Source organism: Nonomuraea sp. B5E05 (genome assembly GCF_039880665.1).
Taxonomy (GTDB): domain Bacteria; phylum Actinomycetota; class Actinomycetes; order Streptosporangiales; family Streptosporangiaceae; genus Nonomuraea.
Genome location: NZ_JBDPMJ010000003.1, coordinates 246,910 through 267,876, shown reverse-complemented (window position 1 = coordinate 267,876; position 20,967 = coordinate 246,910). Strand labels below are relative to the sequence as shown.

General features: G+C 71.8%; 21 protein-coding genes. 10 read left to right on the top strand and 11 right to left on the bottom strand.

Features of this window, described 5'->3' with window-relative positions:
* The first annotated feature begins 50 nt into the window (after window positions 1-50).
* The 7 genes from ABGB01_RS07595 to ABGB01_RS07565 all read left to right on the top strand — a co-directional run bounded on the left by ABGB01_RS07595 (window position 51) and on the right by ABGB01_RS07565 (window position 5,029).
* Window positions 51-338, top strand: a complete 288-nt coding sequence (locus ABGB01_RS07595) for a hypothetical protein (RefSeq protein ID WP_347771666.1) — start codon at window positions 51-53, stop codon at window positions 336-338.
* Window positions 339-404: 66 nt separating this feature from the next.
* A complete protein-coding gene (locus tag ABGB01_RS07590) occupies window positions 405-707 on the top strand; it encodes a hypothetical protein (RefSeq protein ID WP_347771664.1) in 303 nt (100 codons plus the stop codon).
* Between the two features lie 168 nt (window positions 708-875).
* Window positions 876-1,397, top strand: a complete 522-nt coding sequence (locus tag ABGB01_RS07585; protein WP_347771662.1) for a hypothetical protein — start codon at window positions 876-878, stop codon at window positions 1,395-1,397.
* 238 nt (window positions 1,398-1,635) lie between these two features.
* The gene (locus tag ABGB01_RS07580) at window positions 1,636-2,085 is read left to right on the top strand and encodes a beta-L-arabinofuranosidase domain-containing protein (RefSeq protein WP_347771660.1); all 450 of its coding nucleotides are present in this window, start codon (window positions 1,636-1,638) and stop codon (window positions 2,083-2,085) included.
* A gap of 243 nt (window positions 2,086-2,328) precedes the next feature.
* A complete protein-coding gene (locus ABGB01_RS07575; RefSeq protein WP_347771658.1) occupies window positions 2,329-2,514 on the top strand; it encodes a hypothetical protein in 186 nt (61 codons plus the stop codon).
* Entirely contained in the window at window positions 2,511-3,401 is an 891-nt protein-coding gene (locus tag ABGB01_RS07570) for a dihydrodipicolinate synthase family protein (protein WP_347771656.1), read from the top strand. Before ABGB01_RS07575 ends, ABGB01_RS07570 begins: the two co-directional genes overlap by 4 nt.
* A gap of 266 nt (window positions 3,402-3,667) precedes the next feature.
* A complete protein-coding gene (locus ABGB01_RS07565) occupies window positions 3,668-5,029 on the top strand; it encodes a DUF2254 domain-containing protein (RefSeq protein WP_347771654.1) in 1,362 nt (453 codons plus the stop codon).
* Between the two features lie 130 nt (window positions 5,030-5,159).
* On the opposite strand, the gene ABGB01_RS07560 is transcribed toward ABGB01_RS07565, so the two are convergent.
* Window positions 5,160-7,232: an alpha-galactosidase gene (locus ABGB01_RS07560; protein WP_347771652.1), complete on the bottom strand. Its 2,073-nt coding sequence runs from the start codon at window positions 7,230-7,232 to the stop codon at window positions 5,160-5,162.
* Window positions 7,233-7,468: 236 nt separating this feature from the next.
* Here ABGB01_RS07560 and ABGB01_RS07555 point away from each other — a divergent pair, with 236 nt between their 5' ends.
* Window positions 7,469-8,371 carry a siderophore-interacting protein gene (locus ABGB01_RS07555; RefSeq protein ID WP_347771650.1) on the top strand — a complete coding sequence of 301 codons (903 nt, stop codon included), beginning with the start codon at window positions 7,469-7,471 and terminating at the stop codon, window positions 8,369-8,371.
* 108 nt (window positions 8,372-8,479) lie between these two features.
* On the opposite strand, the gene ABGB01_RS07550 is transcribed toward ABGB01_RS07555, so the two are convergent.
* A complete protein-coding gene (locus tag ABGB01_RS07550; protein ID WP_347771648.1) occupies window positions 8,480-9,448 on the bottom strand; it encodes a hypothetical protein in 969 nt (322 codons plus the stop codon).
* Window positions 9,449-10,046: 598 nt separating this feature from the next.
* Here ABGB01_RS07550 and ABGB01_RS07545 point away from each other — a divergent pair.
* On the top strand, window positions 10,047-10,376 hold the full coding sequence (locus tag ABGB01_RS07545; protein ID WP_347771646.1) for an STAS domain-containing protein: 330 nt from the start codon (window positions 10,047-10,049) through the stop codon (window positions 10,374-10,376).
* A 19-nt stretch (window positions 10,377-10,395) separates the two neighbouring features.
* On the opposite strand, the gene ABGB01_RS07540 is transcribed toward ABGB01_RS07545, so the two are convergent.
* Together ABGB01_RS07540 and ABGB01_RS07535 are read right to left on the bottom strand one after the other, a co-directional pair.
* Window positions 10,396-10,974: a TetR/AcrR family transcriptional regulator gene (locus ABGB01_RS07540; protein ID WP_347771644.1), complete on the bottom strand. Its 579-nt coding sequence runs from the start codon at window positions 10,972-10,974 to the stop codon at window positions 10,396-10,398.
* Window positions 10,975-11,301: 327 nt separating this feature from the next.
* Window positions 11,302-12,969 carry an ABC transporter ATP-binding protein gene (locus tag ABGB01_RS07535; protein WP_347771642.1) on the bottom strand — a complete coding sequence of 556 codons (1,668 nt, stop codon included), beginning with the start codon at window positions 12,967-12,969 and terminating at the stop codon, window positions 11,302-11,304.
* 514 nt (window positions 12,970-13,483) lie between these two features.
* On the opposite strand from ABGB01_RS07535, the gene ABGB01_RS07530 reads away from it, so the two are divergent.
* On the top strand, window positions 13,484-13,669 hold the full coding sequence (locus ABGB01_RS07530; protein WP_347771640.1) for a hypothetical protein: 186 nt from the start codon (window positions 13,484-13,486) through the stop codon (window positions 13,667-13,669).
* A 127-nt stretch (window positions 13,670-13,796) separates the two neighbouring features.
* Here ABGB01_RS07530 and ABGB01_RS07525 read toward each other — a convergent pair whose 3' ends face one another.
* From ABGB01_RS07525 to ABGB01_RS07495, 7 genes are all read right to left on the bottom strand, one after another.
* Window positions 13,797-16,532, bottom strand: a complete 2,736-nt coding sequence (locus ABGB01_RS07525) for a DEAD/DEAH box helicase (protein ID WP_347771638.1) — start codon at window positions 16,530-16,532, stop codon at window positions 13,797-13,799.
* A 95-nt stretch (window positions 16,533-16,627) separates the two neighbouring features.
* Complete coding sequence (locus tag ABGB01_RS07520) at window positions 16,628-17,515, bottom strand: YegS/Rv2252/BmrU family lipid kinase (RefSeq protein WP_347771636.1); 888 nt, start codon at window positions 17,513-17,515, stop codon at window positions 16,628-16,630.
* A gap of 16 nt (window positions 17,516-17,531) precedes the next feature.
* Window positions 17,532-18,431 (bottom strand): twin-arginine translocase subunit TatC, encoded by a 900-nt coding sequence (tatC, locus tag ABGB01_RS07515; RefSeq protein ID WP_347771634.1) that lies wholly within the window; start codon window positions 18,429-18,431, stop codon window positions 17,532-17,534.
* A 30-nt stretch (window positions 18,432-18,461) separates the two neighbouring features.
* Window positions 18,462-18,785, bottom strand: a complete 324-nt coding sequence (gene tatA / locus ABGB01_RS07510) for a Sec-independent protein translocase subunit TatA (protein WP_347771632.1) — start codon at window positions 18,783-18,785, stop codon at window positions 18,462-18,464.
* A gap of 67 nt (window positions 18,786-18,852) precedes the next feature.
* Window positions 18,853-19,008, bottom strand: coding sequence for a hypothetical protein (locus ABGB01_RS07505; protein WP_347622110.1), 156 nt, complete (start codon window positions 19,006-19,008; stop codon window positions 18,853-18,855).
* Window positions 19,005-19,976, bottom strand: coding sequence for a WYL domain-containing protein (locus ABGB01_RS07500; RefSeq protein ID WP_347771630.1), 972 nt, complete (start codon window positions 19,974-19,976; stop codon window positions 19,005-19,007). The genes ABGB01_RS07505 and ABGB01_RS07500 overlap by 4 nt, the downstream gene beginning before the upstream one ends.
* Window positions 19,973-20,935 carry a WYL domain-containing protein gene (locus ABGB01_RS07495; protein WP_347771628.1) on the bottom strand — a complete coding sequence of 321 codons (963 nt, stop codon included), beginning with the start codon at window positions 20,933-20,935 and terminating at the stop codon, window positions 19,973-19,975. The genes ABGB01_RS07500 and ABGB01_RS07495 overlap by 4 nt, the downstream gene beginning before the upstream one ends.
* Window positions 20,936-20,967: the final 32 nt, after the last annotated feature.

Below are 20,967 nucleotides of genomic sequence, written 5' to 3'. Positions count from 1 at the left end.
GTCCTGTCATCGGCCCGGTCATGGGGTCCGACACCGACGGAAGAGGAAAAATGCGCACCAGAACGATCATCGCCGCGGGCGTCTTCGCGGCCGCCGCCATAGCCGTCTCCCCCTTCCCCGCGCAGGCGGCGGCGCCGTCCTGCCTCACCTACAAGCTCGACGACGACGGCGGCAAGGACGAACTGTGGGTCTGGAACACCTGCAAGGGGGCGCAGAGCTACAAGGTCAGGCTCGCCAACGGCCAGGACCTGCCCTGCAAGTACAAGAAGCCCGGCAGCGGCTACGACAAGTGGTGGTGGAACTGGCCGCGCCGCTTCGACGGGCTCGTGAGCTGCTGACCGTACCTCCTTCACCGACGAACCCTCACAGACGAACCCTCACCGACGAACAGGGAGCACCCCACCATGCGCGCAACCACCATCGCCATGCTCGCCCTGGCCGGGTTCGCGACCACGACGGTCGCCGCCCCCGCTCACGCCGCCGCCGCGGCCGCGGGGCGGGCGCCCTCCTGTCTGGCGTACACGCTGGACGACGACGGCGCCCAGGACGAGCTGTGGGTCTGGAACAACTGCTCCAAGGGCGTGGAGTTCCGGGTCAGGCTGGCCAACGGGCCGGACGGCGTCTGTACGTACAAGGAGCCCGGCAGCCGTTACAGCAAGTTCACCTGGGAGTGGCCGCAGCGTTTCGACGGGCTCAGGACCTGCTGAGACGCGTTGGCCGCGCGCCCCGGAGCCGGCCTGACGCCACGATTCACGACCCGTCCGGAAATTTCCGGACGGGTCATCTTCTTGTCACCAGTGCTCTCCCAGCCCTTGGCAACAGACCTTCCCGACATTTATGGTTCAGTGCAATGCCACACATTACTGGGATGGTTCATGACGTCTAAGCAGGTCAACCCCCCGGCGGGCGCCGTGCGTACGACCGCCGGAGCGGTACGGCCCGTCTCCGGGGTGCGCATGACCGGCGGTCTGCTCCACGACTGGCGGCGCCGGAACAGCACGGCCACGATCCCGCACACCATCGAGCAGCTCAGGGCGGCCGGCAACGTCGCCAACCCGAGCCGCCTCCTGGAGCCGGACCCCGCCCCCTACCCGTTCCTCGGCACCGATCTGTACAAGACCCTCGAAGGGCTCGCGTCCGACCTGGGCGACGGCGACGCCGCGGAGCCGTGCGGGAGTTCTACGAGGAGGTCGTCGGCCTCCTGGAACGTGTCCGGGCCCCCGACGGCTACCTCGACTCCTTCTTGGTCGAGTTGTCCAGGGAGACGGGCGAGCGGGGCTATCTCGCCCAGGCGGCGCGGTTCGTCGGCCGCCGTGGCAGGGGCGCGCTCAAGCACACCATCGTCCCCGGCGACTACTTCCAGGACCACCTGCCCTTCCGCGAGCTGCCGTCGGTGACCGGGCACGCGGTGCGCATGGGCTACCTGGCGGCCGGCGCGGCCGACGTCCTCCTGGAGACGGGCGACCCGTCGCTGGCCGGGGCGCTGGAACGGCTGTGGGACGACATGGTCGCGACCAAGCTGTACGTCACGGGCGGGTTGGGCAGCCGGCACTCCGACGAGGCGATCGGCGACCGCTACGAGCTGCCCTCGGAACGGGCCTACAGCGAGACCTGCGCGGCCATCGCCGTCATGCAGTGGGCCTGGCGATGTTCCTGGCCACGGGCGGCGCGAAGTACGTGGACGTGTTCGAGCGCGTGCTCCACAACGCCTACGCCGTGGGGCTGTCGGCGGAGGGCACGGCCTTCTTCTACGACAACCCGCTCCAGCACCGCCCCGACCACGAGCAGCGCAGCGGCGCGGAACCCGGCGGCGAGCCGCTGCGGCGGGCCTGGTTCGGCTGCCCCTGCTGCCCGCCCAACATCGTGCGGTGGATGGCCCAGCTGGCCGACTGCGTGGCGGCCGAGCGGGACGGCGCCGTGCTGGTCGCCGTCGACGCCGGCCTGCAACTGGGCACCGCCGCCCGGGTCGGCAACACCCAGGCGTGGGTCACCAACGAGTACGAGCACGACGGCATCGGCGACGACCGGGGCTTCGCCCGGCTGACCGGGCTCGTCCGCGACCTGGGAGGAGGAATCACCCCGTGACCGACGGCCGGTTGCCCAAGCTGACGGAGATCCCCGCCTTCGCCGCGTACATCGCCGAGGGCTGGGACTCCCCCGCCCGCACACCGCCGGTGGAGCCCGCCGCGGCCGAGGCCGCCGCGGCCCCCGGGCCAGGCTCGCCGCCGCGCTGCCCGGCACGCCCGCCGTCGTGGCGGCCGGCCGGGCGCCGGTGCGCTGCAACGCGCCGAGATCCCGGCCGCGGTCGCGGGCGGCGGCGAGCGCTGGTTGCAGGCCGTCGAGCCCGGACTGTACTTCCACGCCCACGACCGCACGCTCCCCCCGGAGCTGCGCGGGATCGGCGTGCGGATCGAGGACGACCTGCTGGTCACGGCGGGCGGCGCGGAGAACCTCTCCGCCGCCCTGCCCATCGACGCGAGCGGGCTGGAGAACTGGAGCAAGGAGAGAGCATGAACGCCCCCGTCTGGCACGGCGTGCACGTCGCGACCGCGCTGCCCTTCAACGACGACCTGTCCGTCGACTACGACGGTTACGCCGAGCACGTGCGGTTCCTGGCCGAGAACGGCTGCGACGGCGTCTGTCCCAACGGCTCGCTCGGCGAGTACCAGACGCTCACGGCCGAGGAGCGTGCCCGCGTGGTGCGCACCGCCGTCGAGGCCGCCCCCGACGGCTTCCACGTCATGCCCGGCGCGGCCGCCTACGGCGCGGCCGAGGCGCGGCGCTGGGCCGAGCAGGCGGCCGAGGCGGGCGCCGAGTCCGTGCTGCTGCTGCCGCCGAACGCCTACCGCGCCGACCGGCAGGCCGTGGTCGGCCACTACCGGGAGGTCGCCAAGGCAGGGCTGCCGGTCGTGGCCTACAACAACCCGCTGGACACGAAGGTGGACCTCACGCCCGACCTGCTGGCCGAGCTGCACCAGGAAGGGCTGATCGTCGCCGTCAAGGAGTTCACCGGCGACGTGCGCAGGGCGTACGAGCTGGCCGAGCTGGCGCCCGGGCTCGACCTGCTCATCGGGTCGGACGACGTGCTGCTGGAGCTGGGCATCGCCGGGGCGGTCGGCTGGATCGCCGGCTACCCCAACATGATCCCGCGCTCCACGGTCGAGCTCTATCGTCTGGCCACCTCCGGCGACCTGGACAAGGCGCTGCCCGTCTACCGCGACCTGCACCCGCTGCTGCGCTGGGACTCCAAGACGGAGTTCGTGCAGTCCATCAAGCTGTCGATGGACCTGGCGGGGCGCAAGGGCGGCCCCTGCCGCCCGCCGCGCACCGCGCTCCCCTCCGAGCTGGCGGCCCGGATCACCCATGACACGCGGGAGGTGCTGGCGAAGGGTTACCGTTGACGCGCTCCCCGGCGTGAACCGAAGGCCGGAGCACTGCCGACGATGCCGGTAGCGCTCTGATGTGTTCCCCGGGCCGAGGGGCCCGGGGACTGCCGTGCGTACCGCGCTGTTCAGGCGTTCGCCGGCTTCTGCGATGCTGAAATTGACGGGACGGCGCCGGGGAAGCCGGCGCCGGCCATCGGGCACGCGGCCTCCGCGGGGGCGGTTTCTCGGTCGTGTGTCCCATGCGATCGGAGGCTCCCGGTGAACGCGGTGAGAAGATTCCGGTGAACGCGGGCGGAAAACGCCGGCTCTGGAAGCTCCGGAGCGTTTTCGGTGACGTCTGGAGCGCCGAGCTGTGGCCGCTTCCCGCGGCGGGCGTGCTTGCGGCGATCGGCCTCGGGACAGTGCTGCCCCGTTTCGACGCCGACGTGGCGGACGAGCTTCCCGTTGACCTGACCGCCTACCTGTTCGGCGGCGGGCCGGAGGCCGCCCGTGCAGTGCTGTCGGCCATCGCGAGTTCGCTGATCACTGTCACGTCGTTGACCTTCTCGCTGACCGTGGTGACGCTACAGCTCGCCAGCAGCCAGTACTCCCCGCGGCTGCTGCGAACCTTCACGAGCGACCGGGTCGTTCACATCGCGCTCACGATACTGCTCTCGACGTTCGTCTACTCCGTGACCGTACTGCGTACGGTCCGCGCCTCGCTCGAGGAGCAGTCCGCCTTCGTCCCCCACCTGTCGGTGACTGTCGCGTACGCGCTCGTGGTGGTCAGCGTGATCACGCTCGTGGTCTTCCTCGCGCACCTGGCCAGGCAGATCAGGGTGGAGTCGCTGCTGCGCACGGTGCACTCGGAGACCCGGGTGACGATTCGGGAGAACACCGAATTCGGCAGGCCTGTCGACTCCGCGCAGGTCCCGTCGCTCCCAGCGGACGGGGTGGTGCCCTTGTGTGCCCGCTCGTCGGGCTTTCTCACCGCGCTGGACGACAGGGGACTGACGGCCGCCGCCGTCGACGCCGGCGCCGTGGTGTTCGTCCATCGTCTTCCCGGCGAGTCCCTGATCACCGGCATCCCGGTCGCGGCCGCCTGGGCCCTCGACGGTGAGCGGCGGCTCACCCCGGACACCGTCAGCGTCCTGGAGGAACGGCTCGCCGCCGCCGTGAGGACCGGGTACGAGCGCACCGCGACGCAGGACGTCGCGTTCGGCCTGCGTCAGATCGTCGACATCGCGCTCAGGGCGCTGTCGCCGGGCATCAACGACCCGACCACCGCCGTGCACGCCCTCAGCCACGCCTCCGCGTTGCTGTGCGAACTCGCCGGCCGCGCCCTGGGTCCTCGCCTGCTGCGGGACGGCTCCGGCCAGGTGCGCGTCGTGCTCAGGGGCCCGGACTTCCCCATGCTGCTGGAACTGGTGATGGCCCAGCCCCGCCACTACGCCGCCGGCGATCCCGACGTGCTGACCCGGTTGTTCATGGTGCTGCGCGAGGTGGCCTGGTCGGCACGCGGGCCCGAACAGCGTGCCGCCGTGGCTGAGCAGCTCGTACGGCTGAGAGCCGTGGTGAGCCCCACCGAGCGGGCGCGGGCCGACAGACTGGCCAGATCGGTGTGGAAGGCGATGGAGGGCCAGTGGGAGAGCGGCCCTCATTGACCTGACAAAGACGGGTTCTCGTACCCGTGGGCCGACAGCACCGGCGCCGGTCCCGCGCCCGCCGGCGTGCGGGCGAGGCCGGGCTCGGCTCCTGCGTAACAGGTTCGGCGGATTCGGGCTGGACCTCGGCTCAGACCCGTGCCACCTCGATGACCAGCGCTGACGCCGGCCGCAGCGTCGGCGCCGGCAGCCCGAGCTCGCCGAGCACCGAGCCCGGCAGCCGCACCTGGGCGGCGGTCCACCCGGGCAGCCCGGCCCCCTCGGGGAGCGGCCCGGCCACCCGCACGTCGTAGGCGGCCGCGGGGTCGAGGCCGGGCAGCCGCAGCGGGTCGGGCCCGATGGTGAGCCGGGTGGTGAGCTGAACGAACGCGAACACGCCGCGCTCGGGCGTCACCACGCCGTGCAGCAGCGCCGACGGGTCGGCATGGTCGGCCCGCACCACCCGGCCCGCGTGCAGCACCGGGCGCAGCCGCTTGTGCAGGGCGATCCACGTGGCCAGCTCCTGCAGCTCGGCCTCGCTCGCCGAGGTCAGGTCCCACTCGACGCCCATGTGCCCGAACAGCGCGGTGGCGGCCCGGAAGGCCAGCGGCAACCGGCGGCCTGAGCCGTGGTCCTTCGGCGCGCCGACGTGGCAGCCCAGCCGCTCCGGCGGCACCAGCAGCCCGGTCCAGCGCTGGATGGCCTGCCGGTCGAGCGCGTCGTTGCTGTCGGAGGTCCACACCCGGTCGGTGCGGGCCAGGATGCCGTAGTCGACGCGCGCGCCGCCGGACGAGCACGACTCGATCTCCAACCCCGGGTGGCGGCGGCGCAACTCGTCGATCAGCCGGTAGGCGGCCTCGGTCTGCGCGTGTACGCCCGGCGCTCCGTCGTGCACCGGCTCGGCGATGTCGCGGTTGTGGTCCCACTTGATGTAGTCGAGCGCGTACTCGCTGACCAGGGTGTCCAGCCGCTCCAGCAGGTACGCGTACGCCTGGGGCCTGGCCACGTCGAGGACCTGCTGGTTACGCTGCGGCGGCGGCAGGCGCTCGGCGTGGCCGAGGATCCAGTCGGGATGCTCGCGGGCCAGGTCGGAGTCGGGGTTGACCATCTCGGGCTCGAACCAGAGCCCGAACTGCATGCCGAGTTTGCGCACCCGGTCGGCCAGCGGGTGCAGGCCGTCCGGCCACACGCCCTCGTCGACGTACCAGTCGCCGAGCCCGGCCCGGTCGTCGCGGCGGTGGCGGAACCAGCCGTCGTCGAGCACGAACCGCTCGATCCCGGCCGCCGCGGCCAGCTCGGCCAGCTCGAGCAGCCGGTCGAGGCCGTGGTCGAAGTAGGTGGCCTCCCAGTTGTTGAGGGTGACGGGCCGCACCGGCAGCGGGCCGTGCGCGCGCAGGTGGTCGTGCAGCCGTCCGCTCGCCTCGTCGAGCCCGCCGCCCGACCAGGTGAAGAACACCCGCGGCGTGCGGTAGCTCTCTCCCCGCGCCAGCACGACCTCGCCGGGCTCGAGCAGCTCTCCGGCGGCGAGCAGCGCCGGGCCCTCCGGCAGGCGCTCGGCGTGGTGCAGGTGGTTGCCGCTCCAGCCCGCGTGCACCCCCCACACCTCACCGGAACGGAAGCCGAACCCTTCGGTCCCGGCCACCAGCAGCCCGGTGCCGTCGTGCCCGGTGCGGCCCCGCCGGCTCTCCCTCGACCACACGCCGAACCCGAACGCCCGGCGCTGCGGCGCCTTCTCCATCGCCCACCGGCCGGTGAAGTCGAGCAGTTCCCCCGCCCGCGGCGGCACCGGCAGCGAGCAGGTCAGCCCCTCCAGCCGGTAGGGGGAGGCGGCGGTGTTGGTCACCGTGTGCCGCATCGTCACCAGGCCGCGGGCGTCCATGGCCAGCTCGCTCTCCAGCGCGAGCCCCGCCCTGGCGTCGGAGGCCGCGACGGTCACCGTGCCGCCCGCTCCGGGGGTGGCCGTCACGTCGAGCCGGTCGAGGCTCCAGCGGACCGGCCAGTGCTCGCCGGCCCGGCCGCCCGACAGGCCCGGCCTGCCGTACCAGCCGTCTCCCTGGGCGGGCAGCAGCGGCGGCGCGGGAGTCAGGGACGCCAGCACCGGCTCCAGCGCCGATCCGGCGACCGGCCCCAGGCCGGCGCCGAAGTGGAGCACGCGCGGCAGACCTGGGCCGGAGCCGTCGAGCACCAGGGCGACGCCCGCGGCGGAAAGGATGTGGGGGGACACGTCGGCCTCCTCGGCTCGGGGGGCAGGCGCGGGCCGGCGCCTGGGGGGTTCAGCGGTACGACGTTACCGGACCGCCTTTCGCCGCACCGGGACCGAAGGGCCTGGCACGGGGGCTGCACGTCTGTCCAAATATTCGGAAATATCCGGCGACCTTGCGCCCACCTCCCCCGGCTGGCCATACCGCTTCTGATCGATTAGGTTAGGCTCACCTAATTAAGATCGGAGAGTGCACGGGGATGACCGAGCCGTATCGCATGTTCGACGTACGGGTGGACCGGCTGGAGCGGTTGAGCCCGTCGTTCCTGCGGGTCACCTTCAAGGGCGACGATCTGCGCGTGTTCGCCGACAACGGCTACGACCAGCGGCTCAAGCTGATCCTGCCGGTGCCGGAGCACGGATTGGCGTACCTGCCGACCGGCCCCGACTGGTACATGCGCTGGCGGGAGCTCGACGACGACAAGCGCAACCCGATGCGCACCTACACCGCCAGGCTGGTGCGCCCCGAGGCCGGCGAGCTCGACGTGGACGTGGTCATGCACCCCGACGGCGGCCCGGCCGCGCGGTGGGCGGAGAAGGTGTGCCCCGGCGACGTCGCGGCGCTCTTCGGCCCCGACGCGCGCTACGAGGGCACGCACGGAGGCCTGGAGTTCCGCCCGCCGCCCGGCACCGGCTGCGTGCTGCTGGCCGGGGACGAGACCGCGGTGCCGGCGATCTGCGGCGTGCTGGAGCGGCTGCCCGCCGAGCTGGCGGGCGAGGTGCTGATGGAGGTGCCGGAGGAGGACGACTTCCTCCCTGTCGAGACCGCCGCCTCCGTCAAGGTGACCTGGCTGGCCAGGAACGGAGGCGAGCGCGGCGCGGACCTCGTCCCCGCCGTACGGGCCGCCGCCGGGCGGCTGCTGCCCCCGCTGCCCGTGCCCGACACCTTCGACGACGTCGACGTGGACGCCGTGGAGCTGTGGGAGGTGCCGCAGGAGGCGCCGCCGCCGTACGGGCCGCCGTACGGGCCGCTGTACGCGTGGCTGGCCGGCGAGGCGTCCGTCATCAGGACCCTGCGGCGGCACCTGGTCGCCGAACGCGGCATGGACCGGCGCGCGGTGGCCTTCATGGGCTACTGGCGCCAGGGCCGCGCCGAGAACTGACGGCACGCCGTCCCACCTCGCGCGACGCACCCCCGACGCCGCGCCGCAAATGCCCGGCTCACGTCCGAGCCCTCCCTATCGCAGGCTCGCACGACGGGGGCACCGGTGTCAGCGCAGCCCGGGCGAGCCCGTACCGGCGAGCACGATGCGCAGGTCGTCCTGTGAGGGCGGCCGGGTCCAGGTGAGTCCGGGCCCGCCGGAGGCGATCAGGCGCGGCAGGACCTCGCGCAGCAGCGCCTCGGGGGTGGCGTCCGGCTGCGTGCCGCGAGCCTCCCGGTAGCGGTCGAGTACCCGGGCCAGATCCAGCATCATCGTGTTGACGCGCCCGCCCGGCGCACCGCCCGGCCCGGGCGAAGCGTCCGGCACGGGCGAAGCGTCCAGCACGGACGGAGTGTCCGGCACGGACGAAGCGTGCTGCCCGGGCCGAGCGTCCGGCACAGGCGGAGCGTGCTGCCCGGGCGGAGCGTCCGGGACGGGGGCTTCGTCCGCGCGGTCCTTGACCGCGGTCGTGGCCGGCCCGGCCGTCGCGGGCACCGGTCTCCCGTTGACGTGCGCCGGTTCCCCGGCCTGCGCGGCGGACGGCTCGCCGAGCACGGCCACCTGGAACGCCCCCGTCGTCTCATCGGCCGACCGGCTCACGACGCCCTCGGCCCGCGCGCCGCACACGAGCTCACGCACCGCCTCGGTGAAGCGCGCCCGGTCCATGCCGTCGATCTCGTCATTCAGCCAGCCGGGGCGCAGGTGCAGCACTCCCGGCCGCTCGGCCCCCGCCAGCCGGTCCATCAGCGCCGCCACCGTCTCCTGCGGGTCGTGCAGCGCGGCGTCCCCTCGGGCGGCGAACACGTCGGCGAGCAGGTGCAGCGAGATGAGCCGCGGCGGGTCGTACGTCGTGAGCACTCCCTGCTCGCCGGCGACGGCCAGGCGGTTGCCCGCGCCATTGTAGGCCCGCAGGCCTTCCATGAACGCCGCCTGGGCCTCCGGCGTGAGCCGGAGCTCCCAGCCCCACTTCCGCTCCATCTCGAACTGACCGGCGGCATCGCCACCGACCGGGTCCCTGCGGAGCCACCAGATCACCATGCCCACGACGATGGCGGCCGGCACTGCGATTGCGATCCACACTGTTCTGTACTTTCCCTCGTACCTTACCGGGTAGCAGCGTAGTGTGATCATGCCGGTCAAATCATACAATTTCCCTAAAATTCGGCGGGTCGTCTCCGGCGCGAGAACAGCACCGGGTGGTGGCGCCGTTCCACGACGACAGGCCCACGCGCGACACCGTTCGCCACACGCCCGCCCGTGGTCCACCGCCTCCGGCGAGCTCGCCCGCGTGGCCCCCGCCACGGCCCACACGGACGCCGGCGCGATGGCCCGCCTGCCATCGTCCCGGCGCCCTGAGCTGCCCGGCGACCCGCGAGACTGCGCCGGTCATCCTTCTCGGGACCAAACGACGCTGAAGGGCGGGGAATCTTGCATCTGGTAACCGGAATTGTTTTCCTCGGGATTTCTCTTTTCCCCCGAAACCCCGCAAGTCCCCTGAACACGCGGCGCCGGACCTGTACACTCCACCAGAAACGCGCACGAAACTACGTGTAACCCGAATACAGCATCCGGCGTGTACGGCAAGGGCGGGGTTCGCGCCACCTACGGGACGATTCCAGCCCTGGAAAGAACGCGGATGGACCCACTGCACCTGACCACCAGCCGCCACGACGGCACGGTGACCGTCAGCGTCTCCGGCGAGCTCGACATCGCCACCGCCGAGGTGCTTCGCGGGCGGCTGACCCGGCTGCTGCGGGAGGCCGGTCGTGTCCGCAACGGCACGTTCAGCCTGGTCGTCGAGGTGAGCGGCCTGTCCTTCATCGACGCCGCAGGGCTCGGCGCCCTCGTCTCCGCCCAGAATCAGGCCATGAGCCAGGACACCCCGCTGCGCGTCACGGGCGCGCCGCCCTCCATGAGACGGCTCCTGCGCATCACCGGCCTGGACGCGCACCTCACGTCACCTTGACGTGCCCCAGGCTGACAGGTCAGCCGGAGGGCCGCATGCCGTCGCAGACCACGTCCGCCATCCGCACCGTGCCGCGCCTGGACCGCGCCCTCCGTTCGGCGACCAGGCATCCTCTCAGCAGGTCGGCCACGTCCTGGCCGGTCAGGCCCGGGCGTACCGCGCCGACCCGCTGGGCCCTCGCCAGCAGGCGGTCGATCGCGGCGGCGAAGTCGTCCTCCAGCGTGGAGCCCGGCCGTAAGGCCGTCCGGGAGCCGCTCTCCAGCATGTCGCAGAGCGCCTGGTTGGCCGCGGCCTCATCGACGACCTTCGCGAACCAGCCGAAGAACGCCCTGCCCGGGTCTTCGGCGGTGGCCAGCCCGCGGGCGTCGGCCAGGAACCTCTCGATCCGCCCCAGCAGCACCGCCTCGAACAGCGCCTCCTCGGTGGGGAAGTGCCGGTAGACGGTGCCGACCCCGACCCCGGCCCGCCGGGCGATCTCGTCGAAGGAGATCGTCAGCCCGTCGCCGGCCAGGGCCTCCTGTGCGATCTGCAGCACCCGCTCCCGGCTGCGCCGGGCGTCGGCGCGCAGCGGCCGGGCCGAGCTGTGGTCGTCGCCCATCAGACCCGGCGTGAGGACTGCCGCGCGAGCCGGCGGAGACGCCGTCTCCCTGGCAGAGCTCCTGTGCTCGCTGCGGGCAGAGCCCGGGTGTCGCCGGTCTCGGCATGGGGACGCGAGAAGCCGCTCCCACCAGGCACTGGAGGAGTCACGAGGGGAACCTGCCTTCGACACGGGGGGTCTCTCCACGCGGTCGGGCGCAAGCGGAGAGAGCCTCGCGATTCTAGCGGGCGGCCGCTCCGGCGGTGAGCCGGGCCCGGAACCACGACACCCGCCCCGTAGGGCGGGTGTCGCGGGCCGGGGCAACCATCCGGCGGGTCAGGAAGGGGGTCAGCAGCGCACCGGGGAGCGGGTGCCGCGGACGCCGACGCGCTTGAGCCGGATACGCTCCGGCACTCGCACCGGCTCCAGTTCCACCCTGCGCGCGCCTTCCGGCACGTGCCGCGGGTCGTGCGTGATCATCAGCGTCGTACGCCCCGCCATGAGCCGGCGCAGCGGCTGCATGATCTGCGCGGCCGTGGCGGCGTCCAGCCCGGTCATCGGCTCGTCGAGCACCAGCACGGGCGCGTCGCGCAGGATGGCCCTGGCGATCGCGATCCGCTGCCGCTGCCCGCCGGACAGGAGCCGTCCCCGCTGCCCCACCGGCGTGTCGTAGCCCTGGGGCAGCACCTTGACGAAGTCGTGCACGCCCGCCGCCTCGGCGGCCCTGATGATTTCGTCGAGCGAGGCGCCGGGCCGCCCGTAGGCGATGTTGTCGCGGACCGACCCCGAGAACATCAGCGTCTCCTGGTGCAGGATCGTGACGTTCTCGCGCAGCGACCGGCGCGTCAGGCCCCGGATGTCGGCGCCGTCCAGCAGGATGCGTCCGGCGTCCGGGTCGTAGAAGCGCAGCAACAGCTTGGCCAGCGTGGACTTGCCCGATCCGCTGGGCCCGGCGATGACGACGACGTCGCCCGGCTCGGCGGTGAACGACACGTCCCGCAGGACCGGCCGCCCTCGTCCCGGGTAGGCGAAGCCCACCCGCTCGAACACGATCCGCCCGCTGCTCCTGCCCGCGGGCACGGCTTCGGGAGCGTCGGTGACGGTGGCCCCGGTCCGCAGGATCTCGATGACCCGGTCGGACCCGGCCGCCGCCTCGGACACCGTCAGGGCCAGCTCTCCCAGCCCCTGCACGGCCGGGTACAGCATGGCCAGATAGGCGGCGAAGGCGAGCAGGCCGCCAATGGTCAGCCGGCCGGCGGCGATCTCCCACGCGCCGAACCCGAGGATGACGATCAGGCACACGGTCTCGATGACCTGCACGGCGGGGCCGTACAGACCGGACAGCCAGGCCTGCGTCATGTTGGCGCGCAGCCAGTTGCGGCCCTCCCCGTGCAGGCGCCGCGACTCGGTGTCCTGCCGGTTGTACGCCTGCACGAGCGGCTGGTTGGCCAGCCCCTCCTCCAGGACGCTGTTCATGACGCCGTTGCTCTGGCGCTCACGCGCCGCGGCGATCCTGAACTTGGCGGCGAACATCTTGGAGACCACCAGGAACGCCGGGATCAGGGCCATCGTGATCAGCGCGAGGTCCCACCGGATGAAGAAGGCGGCTCCCGCGAAGAAGATCACACTGGCGACCGTGGTGATGGCTTTGACCACACCTGATCCGACGAGCTCCTCGATGGCCTCGACGTCGTCGGTCAGGCGCGCCATCAGGTCGCCCAGCCGCCGCTTCTCCGAGAACTCCGGCGCGAGCGTCTGCAGGTGGGCGTAGACCCGGTCGCGCAACATCAGCAGGAACCGTTCGGCGCCGAGCGCGGTGATGTACGTCCCGCCGAAGGACGCCGCCCCCGCGATCGCGGCGAGGCCGAGCCAGGTGAACGCCGGAGTCCAGAACGCACCGAGTTCCTTAGTGGTGAGCACTTCATCGGTGATGTGACCGAACAGGCGGATCGCGGCGACCTCGCAGAGCGCGGCGACGATGGCGAGGACGACACCGGCCGCGAATAGGCGGCGCAATCCGCGAGTGTCCGGCCAGAACTCGCGGAATGTGCGGCGAATGGAAATCGCCGGAGCGAGCTCTCGGCCGGAGACAGAGAATGAGAGCCGGCGGCTGAGCCGCCGGCTCTCAGCGGGGCGGTTTACCACCCCCAGCCCCACCAGCGGCGACGACGGCATCCGCCGCACCAGCGGCGACGACGCCGCCTACGGCATCCCCATCCGAGCTGGTGGCCGACCTGTGTGAACTGCGTGCTAGCCATGATTCCTCCCCCGTTGGCTAACTTGCACAAAACGGACACTAGCACCCGAATTGCGATATAGCACGGCATATTCGCCATTTAAAAGAGACTTGACCGGAGAATCCCGATGAGAACGGCACTTCGCATCGCCGTTAAATCTCATGTAAACGGGATAATGTCCTAGCAGAAGTCAGCCGAACGTCAAAGATGCTTCTGAGAACTGGTTCCAAGGAACAGGTGCGCCGATACTTTGGTTCGATGATCCGGCCGCCTCGGCCTGCGATCGTCGAGGCATGGCAATCCTCGGTGTGCTCCTCATGATCCAGGGCTTCGGCGGCCTCATCGCCGACGTCGTCTTCGACCGTCACTTCGGCCTGCTGCACCTGGTGCTCGACGGCGCCGCGCTGACGGCCGCCAGCGTCGTCGCCGGCCTGCTCGGCCTGGCACTGACCGTGTTCGGCGGCCGCGCCGGGAAGTAGCCCAAGCAAGCAGCCCAGGGAAGCAGCGCAGGGAAGCAGCCCAGGGAAGCAGCCCAGGGAAGCAGCGCTGCGGAGTACCCCGGAACGCCCGCGCGCCGGCCCGTACGGGGCTCGCGCGGGCGGGTGCTCAGGTGAGCGAGGAGTAGGCCACCACGCCGCGCCGCATGGCGTCCATGGCCTTGACCGACGTCTGCTTGATCTTGCTGCCCTGCGGCGCCGCGCTCCCCAGCTGGCCGAGCAGGTCCATCAGCTGCTTGACCCACCGTACGAAGTCGCCGGCCGCCAGCTCGTTGCCGTTGACACCCTCCAGGAGCACCGCGTCGAGGCTGTGCCCCTTGGCCCAGCGGAACGCCGCCCACGCGAAGCCCATGTCGGGCTCCCTGATCGTGGACAGCCCGTGGTCGGACTCGATGGCCTCCAGCTCGCCCCACAGCCGCGTCATCGAGGTCAGGGCGTCCTGGGCCCGTCCTGCCGGGATCTTGGGCCTGCGGGCGTCGTCGGCCGCCCGCGACTCGAACACGAGGGCCGACACGCACGCGGCCAGCTCGCTCGGGTCGAGCTCCTCCCACAACCCCATCCGCAGGCACTCGGCGGTGAGCAGGTCGAGCTCGGTGTAGATGCGGCCCAGCCGGCGGCCCTCGTCGGTGACGGCCTCGCCGTCGAGATAGCCCAGCTGCTCCAGCACCGTGCAGATGCGGTCGAACGTGCGGGAGATGACGTGGGAGCGGCCTTCGACCCGGCGGCGCAGCCCTTCGGTCTCGCGCAGCAGCTTGTGGTAGCGCTCGGCCCAGCGCGCGTGGTCTTCGCGCTCGTCGCAGCCGTGGCAGGGGTGTTGCCGGATGCGCCTGCGCAGCTCGTTGACCTCGTCGTCCTCCACCGCGTGGTCGCGGACCCTGGGCGGCTTGCCCAGGTCGCGGTCGCCGATCTTGGCCAGCAGCGTGGAGACCAGGTTGGCGCGCTCCTTGGGCGAGCGCCCGTTGAAGTTCTTCGGGATGCGCAGCTTCTCCAGCGGCTCGACCGGCACGGGGAAGTCGGCCGGGTCGAGTTTTTTGACCTGCTTGCCGATCGTCAGCACCAGCGGGCTGGGCCCGGCGCCGGCGGCGCGGCCGCGCGGGTTGCGGCCGGGGTCGAGCACGATCGCCAGGCCCGCCCTGCGCCCGCCGGGCACCCGGATCACGTCGCCCGGCTGTAGCGCCTCCAGCGACCGCACGGCGGCCGCGCGGCGGGCGGCGCCGCGCTGCCGGGACAGCTCGGCCTCACGGTCGGACAGGCGGCGGCGTAGCGCGGCGTATTCGGGGAAGTCACCCAGGTGGCACGTCATGGCTTCCTGGTAGCCCTCCAGCGCCTCCTCGTGCTTGCGCAGCTGCTTGGCCAGCCCCACGACCGCCCGGTCGGCCTGGAACTGCGCGAACGACTCCTCCAGCAGCGTGCGGGCACGCTCTCTGCCGAACTGGCCGACGAGGTTGACCGCCATGTTGTAGGAGGGCTGGAAGCTGGAGCGCAGGGGGTAGGTGCGGGTGCCGGCCAGGCCCGCCACCGACAGCGGGTCCATGCCGGGCTGCCACAACACCACGGCGTGGCCCTCGACGTCGATGCCGCGCCGACCCGCCCGCCCGGTGAGCTGGGTGTATTCGCCGGGGGTGAGGTCGGCGTGGGTCTCGCCGTTCCACTTGTCGAGCTTTTCGATCACCACGCTGCGGGCCGGCATGTTGATGCCCAGGGCCAGCGTCTCGGTGGCGAACACGGCCTTGACCAGCCCGCGCGTGAACAGCTCCTCCACGACCTCCTTGAAGGCCGGCAACATGCCCGCGTGGTGCGCGGCCAGGCCCCGCTCCAGGCAGTCGCGCCACTCGAGGTAGCCGAGCACCGCGAGATCCTCGTCGGGCAGGTGGGCGGTGCGCTCGTCGACGAGCTGCCTGATCTCGTGCCGCTCGCGCTCGGTGGTGAGCCGGATGCCGGCGTACAGGCACTGCTGCACGGCCGCGTCGCAGCCGGCGCGGGAGAAGATGAACGTGATCGCCGGCAGCAGCCCCTCGGCGTCGAGCTTCTCGATCACCTGCACCCGGTCGGGCGGGCGGGAGCGCTGCGGCCTGCCGTAGCCGCGCCTGCCCCGGCCCGCGGTCAGCCGCTCGGCGTCGCGCGTCACCCGCATCAGCGTGGGGTTGATGCGCGGCGTCAGGTCGTCGCTGACGAACATGTCGTAGACGCGGTTGCCGACCATCATGTGCTGCCACAGTGGCACCGGGCGGTGCTCGTCGACGATCACCGTGGTGTCGCCGCGCACCTCTCCCAGCCACTCGCCGAACTCCTCGGCGTTGCTGACGGTCGCCGACAGCGCCACCAGCCGGACCGACTCGGGCAGGTGGATGATGACCTCTTCCCACACCGCGCCGCGGAAGCGGTCGGCGAGGTAGTGGACCTCGTCCATCACGGCGAACCCGAGCCCGGCCAGCGTCGCCGAGCCGGCGTAGAGCATGTTGCGCAGCACCTCGGTGGTCATGACCACGATGGGGGCCTCGCCATTGACGCTGTTGTCGCCGGTCAGCAGGCCCACCTTGGCCGTGCCGTAGCGCTTGACCAGGTCGTTGTACTTCTGGTTGGACAGCGCCTTGATGGGGGTGGTGTAGAAGCACTTGAGGCCCTGCTCCAGCGCCAGATGGACGGCGAACTCGCCGACGACCGTCTTGCCCGACCCCGTCGGGGCGGCCACCAGGACGCCGTCACCGGCCTCCAGAGCCCGGCAGGCGTCCAGCTGGAAGTCGTCCAGCGCGAAGTCGTAGAGGCCTCGGAACGATCTGAGAGCGCCCCCGTCGTCTCCGTGCTTCTGACGGAAGGCCGCATAGCGTTCCGCTGGCGTTGTCATACCGGCCAGCCTACCGAAATCGCCATTCCGGTCCGTCCCGCCGGGCTCGCGGGCCGGGCGCGCGGGCGCCCATACCAGGGGCCTTTATGGAGATTTCATACGAGGACGCGTAACGCCCCAGGCTGGACCTCGCAGTGCACCGGCACCGGCCCCACCCGTTCGCCGTCGGCGTAGGCGACGACATCCGCCGCCTCCAGCCGCACGCTGCGCACCCGCCGGATCGACACGGCACGATGACCCACGTGTGTGCCCCGGTAGACGCTCGGGAAGACCCGCAGGAACTCGGCCTTCGACACGGCGCCCAGCATCACCACGTCCAGCAGCCCGTCGTCGGGGCGGGCGTCCGGCGACACCCGCATCCCGGCGCCGTACGAACGCGTGTTGGCGACGGCCACCAGCATGGCCTCCCGCTCGATCACCTCGTCCTCGTCGAGCGTGACGCGGAACGGGATGGGCCGGAAGGACCGCAACTCGTCCACCATCGCCACGACATAGCGCGCCATCCCCGGCGGCCAGGTGAGCCGGTTGGCACGCTCGTTGACCCGCGAGTCGAACCCGCAGCACATCACCCCGGCGAACAACTCGTCCGCCGGCCCCGCCACGACGCGGGCGGCGTCGACGCGCCGCGCTCTCATCCGCAGCACGGTCCTGGCGGCGGCGAGGGGGTCGCCGCACGGCACTCCGAGCGCCGCCGCGATGTCGTTGCCGGTGCCGGCGGGGATGATGCCGAGCGGCACGTCCGTGCCGGCCACGGCCTGCACGGCGAGGTGCACCAGGCCGTCGCCGCCGAAGGCCACGAGCGCGTCCGGGCGCTCGGCGACGGCGGTGCAGGCACGGTCGAGGGCGTCACCGGCGTCGTCGCCGACGATCACCGACAGCTCGGCCCCGCCGGCGCGCAGGCGGCGCGCAACCGGCTCCAGCAGGCGCAGGGTGCGGCCGCCGCGTGCGGCGGGGTTGACGAGCAGGGCGAGTTGAGGGGACACGCCCGGAACTTATCGCCTATCGCCCGGAACCGGAATCCTCTTGGGCGCGGGGGGTGTCGGAACCGTCGTCGAGCGGCGTGTCGTCCGCCGCCAGCGGTGAGGCCTCGTCGTCGGACAGGTGCCCGAACTCGCTCGCCGGGTTGCGCTTCTCCCGCAGGTACATGAACAACTCGGCCGCCGCGAACAGCACGATCATCGGCGCGGCCAGCGCCATCATGGTGACGGGATCGCCGCCGGGCGTCACGATGGCGCCGAACACGAACATCAGGAAGATGACCAGCCGCCGGTGCTTGGCCACCGCCGCGTGGGACAGCACCCCGATGATGTTGAGGAACACCAGCAGCAGCGGCAGCTCGAACGACACCCCGAAGATCAGCAACATGATCAGGACGTAGTCGAGGTATTCGTCGATCGAGATGGTGGCGACCGTGCCGTCGATGGAGAAGCCCAGCAGGAAGCCCAGCGCGGTGTCCATGATGAAGTAGGACAGCCCGGCGCCCAGCGCGAACAGCGGGATGGCCAGCGCCAGGAACAGCACCGTGTAACGCTTCTCGGTGCGGTAGAGGGCCGGGGTGACGAACGCCCAGATCTGGTAGAGCCAGGCCGGCGACGACAGCACCAGGCCGACCATCAGCGAGACCTTCAACGTGATGAAGAACGACGAGAAGATGCCGTTGTAGGTCAGGCTGCACTCGCCGGTGAGCTGACGCGACTGGTCGGTCGAGCAGAAGGGCTCCTTGAGCAGCGCCCACACCGGCTCGAAGACGAACCACCCGATGATCAGGCCCACCACGACGGCGGCGAGCGCGATGAGCAGCCGGTTGCGCAACTCGCGCAGGTGCTCCATGAGCGGCATCCGGCCTTCGGGATCGGGCTCAGGCTTGCGCTTGGGCCCCGACCGTTTCAGCAGCGCCATCACCAGTCCAGGGAGTGAGGAGGAGAGGGGTCAGGGGCGCTTGTCGGCCTGGGCGCTCGCACGCAGCTTGGCGGCCTGCTCCTCGAGCCGGCGGGCCTGCTCGTCGGCCGACGGCTCCGGCGCGGGGGCCGCGGCCTGGAGCTGCTGCGGCGCGGCCGGCTGCTGCTGGGCCTCGGGCTGTGCCTGCACGACGGTCGGCTTGTCGTCGTCCTCATCGTTCATCTTGCTGGTCTCAGCCTTGAAGATGCGCAGGGACCGTCCGACGCCACGGGCGAGGTCGGGCAGCTTCTTGGCGCCGAAGAGCAGGACCAAGGCCACCAAGATCAGGATGATCTCCGGAGCTCCCAAGTTCATGTGACGTCCTTCATGGTTAATGAGTGCTGTCCTTCACGACCGATCGTACGCTGCCGGGGCCGCTGCCTCATCCCTTGGCGTCCTGTTTATCCCTGAATTGCTCATGAACCTGAGCGATCTCCCTGTTCAGGTCACGTGCGGCGGCCACGACCCGGGCGCCCGCGACCCCGAGCACGGCCAGCCCGGCCAGGCACAGCCCGGCGGCCAGGAGTATCCACGTCATGACCGGTGAGCGTACAGCGCCAGGGCCCGCTCGGCCTCCTGGCGCACGGCCTCGGCCATCGCGGGCGGCGCGACGACCCTGCCGGTGTCACCGAGGCGCAGCGCCAGCTTGAGGATCCAGTCCTGGTCGCGGGCGCGCAGCGCCACCCGCAGCCGCCCTTCGCCCAGCTCGGTGACCTGCTCGCACGGGTAGTACTCGGCGATCCACCGGCCGGCGGCGCTGACCTCCAGCTCGACCAGCTCGTCGGTGGGCGAGGGCCGGAAGACCCCCTGGGCGAGGTCGATGGGCTCGGCCTCGGCGGGCGGGTCGGCGGGCATGTCGAGGACGTCGACGCCGAGCATCCGGTCGAGCCGGAACAGCCGCATCGCCTCGGCGCGGTAGCACCAGCCCTCCAGGTAGGCGCGGCCGTCGACGACCACGATGCGCATGGGGTCGACCTCGCGCGGCGTCACCTCGTCGCGGCCAGGCACGTAGTAGCGCAGCGACAACCTGCGCCCCTTGGTGAGGCCCTCGCGCACGCGTGGCAGGGCGTCGGGGGAGGCCTCGACGTCGACGGCGACCTGGCTGCTGACGGTGGCCGCGCCCTCACCGGCCGCCTGCTCCAGCTTGGCCATCACGCGGGGCAGCGCGTCGCCCGCGCCCTGCATGTCGGCCAGTTGCGGGGTGGCGGCCAGCATGCGCAGCGCGACCAGCAGCGCGCTGGCCTCGTCGATGCCCAGCCGCAGCGGCCTGGCGATGGTGTCGGCGTTGTCGATGAGGATCTCGCCGCCGTCCCAGGACACGTCGATGAGGTCGCCGGGGGTGTGGCCGGGCAGCCCGCACATCCACACGAGCTGCAGGTCGTCGATGAGCTGCTTCTCGCTCAGCCCGAACATCGCGGCCACCTCGCCGACCTGCGCCCCGGGGTGGGACATCAAGTACGGCACCAGCGACAGCAGTCGCGGCAGCCGGTCGGCGGACCCGCTCATGCGAGCGCCCCTTTCAGTCGGCGGATGACGGCCTCGCGGGCGTCGGGCGGGTCGACGACCTCGACGTCGGCGCCGAGGCTGGCCATCCAGCCGGCCAGCCGCTCGGGGTCGGAGAAGGTCAGCTCGGCGTCGTCCCACCCGTCCACGCCGGGGTGCACGGCCCTGGCCAGCTGGCGCAGCCCCTCGCACGTCCCCTGGCGCACGCGGATCACGGCGACCCGCTCGTCCATCGCCTCGTCGGGGTAGCCGACCATGGACCGCACGTCGACGCCTTCCGGCACCTCGACGGCGCCCGGCTTGCCGACCGTCGCGACCTGTCCGGTGATGCGGCTGAGGCGGAAGGCGCGCGGGGCGTCCCTGCCGCGGTCGAAGCCGGCGAGATACCAGCGGCCGCGCCTGCTGACCACGCCCCACGGCTCCACGGTGCGGGTGCGAACCTCCTCGCTGCCGGCGCCACGGTAGTCGAAGCGCACCACCCGCCGGTCGCGTACGGCGTTCCACAGTGCGGGGAACGCCGGGTCGCGGGTGTCGACGCGCAGCTCCAGCGCTCCCCCGCCCATCGCCGCGCCGACGGGCTGGTCGGTGGCCACGCCTCCGGCGCGCAGCTTCAGCAGCGCCCCCGAGGCGGCCTCGGCCAGGCTGGCGCGCTGCCACACCTGGGCGGCCAGCCCCAGCACGGCGGCCTCGTCGGGCTCCAGGGTGATCTCGGGCAGCTCGTACGACTGCCGCTCGATCCGGTAGCCGGGCTCGTCCTCCCACGGGTCGCGCACCACGTCGATGGGGATGCCGAGCTCGCGCAGCTCGTTCTTGTCGCGCTCGAACATGCGCTGGAACGCCTCGTCGCCGTCGCGGTCATAACCGGGGACGGCGTGGCGGATCTGCTCGGCCGACAGCGGGCGCCGGGTGGCGAGCAGGCAGATCACCAGATTGAGCAACCGTTCTGTCTTCCGGCGCGACATCTGCCTCACTCCTCCTTCAATCGACGCTACCC

Bases quoted from the DNA above. Each gene is read 5' to 3' on its own strand.
- ABGB01_RS07530 (WP_347771640.1), top strand. From the start codon at position 13,484: ATGGCAATCCTCGGTGTGCTCCTCATGATCCAGGGCTTCGGCGGCCTC.
- ABGB01_RS07590 (WP_347771664.1), top strand. From the start codon at position 405: ATGCGCGCAACCACCATCGCCATGCTCGCCCTGGCCGGGTTCGCGACC.
- ABGB01_RS07500 (WP_347771630.1), bottom strand. From the start codon at position 19,976: ATGAGCGGGTCCGCCGACCGGCTGCCGCGACTGCTGTCGCTGGTGCCG.
- ABGB01_RS07525 (WP_347771638.1), bottom strand. From the start codon at position 16,532: ATGACAACGCCAGCGGAACGCTATGCGGCCTTCCGTCAGAAGCACGGA.
- ABGB01_RS07540 (WP_347771644.1), bottom strand. From the start codon at position 10,974: ATGGGCGACGACCACAGCTCGGCCCGGCCGCTGCGCGCCGACGCCCGG.
- ABGB01_RS07555 (WP_347771650.1), top strand. From the start codon at position 7,469: ATGACCGAGCCGTATCGCATGTTCGACGTACGGGTGGACCGGCTGGAG.
- ABGB01_RS07585 (WP_347771662.1), top strand. From the start codon at position 876: ATGACGTCTAAGCAGGTCAACCCCCCGGCGGGCGCCGTGCGTACGACC.
- tatC (WP_347771634.1), bottom strand. From the start codon at position 18,431: ATGGCGCTGCTGAAACGGTCGGGGCCCAAGCGCAAGCCTGAGCCCGAT.
- ABGB01_RS07570 (WP_347771656.1), top strand. From the start codon at position 2,511: ATGAACGCCCCCGTCTGGCACGGCGTGCACGTCGCGACCGCGCTGCCC.
- ABGB01_RS07505 (WP_347622110.1), bottom strand. From the start codon at position 19,008: ATGACGTGGATACTCCTGGCCGCCGGGCTGTGCCTGGCCGGGCTGGCC.
- ABGB01_RS07550 (WP_347771648.1), bottom strand. From the start codon at position 9,448: ATGGTGATCTGGTGGCTCCGCAGGGACCCGGTCGGTGGCGATGCCGCC.
- ABGB01_RS07545 (WP_347771646.1), top strand. From the start codon at position 10,047: ATGGACCCACTGCACCTGACCACCAGCCGCCACGACGGCACGGTGACC.
- tatA (WP_347771632.1), bottom strand. From the start codon at position 18,785: ATGAACTTGGGAGCTCCGGAGATCATCCTGATCTTGGTGGCCTTGGTC.
- ABGB01_RS07495 (WP_347771628.1), bottom strand. From the start codon at position 20,935: ATGTCGCGCCGGAAGACAGAACGGTTGCTCAATCTGGTGATCTGCCTG.
- ABGB01_RS07595 (WP_347771666.1), top strand. From the start codon at position 51: ATGCGCACCAGAACGATCATCGCCGCGGGCGTCTTCGCGGCCGCCGCC.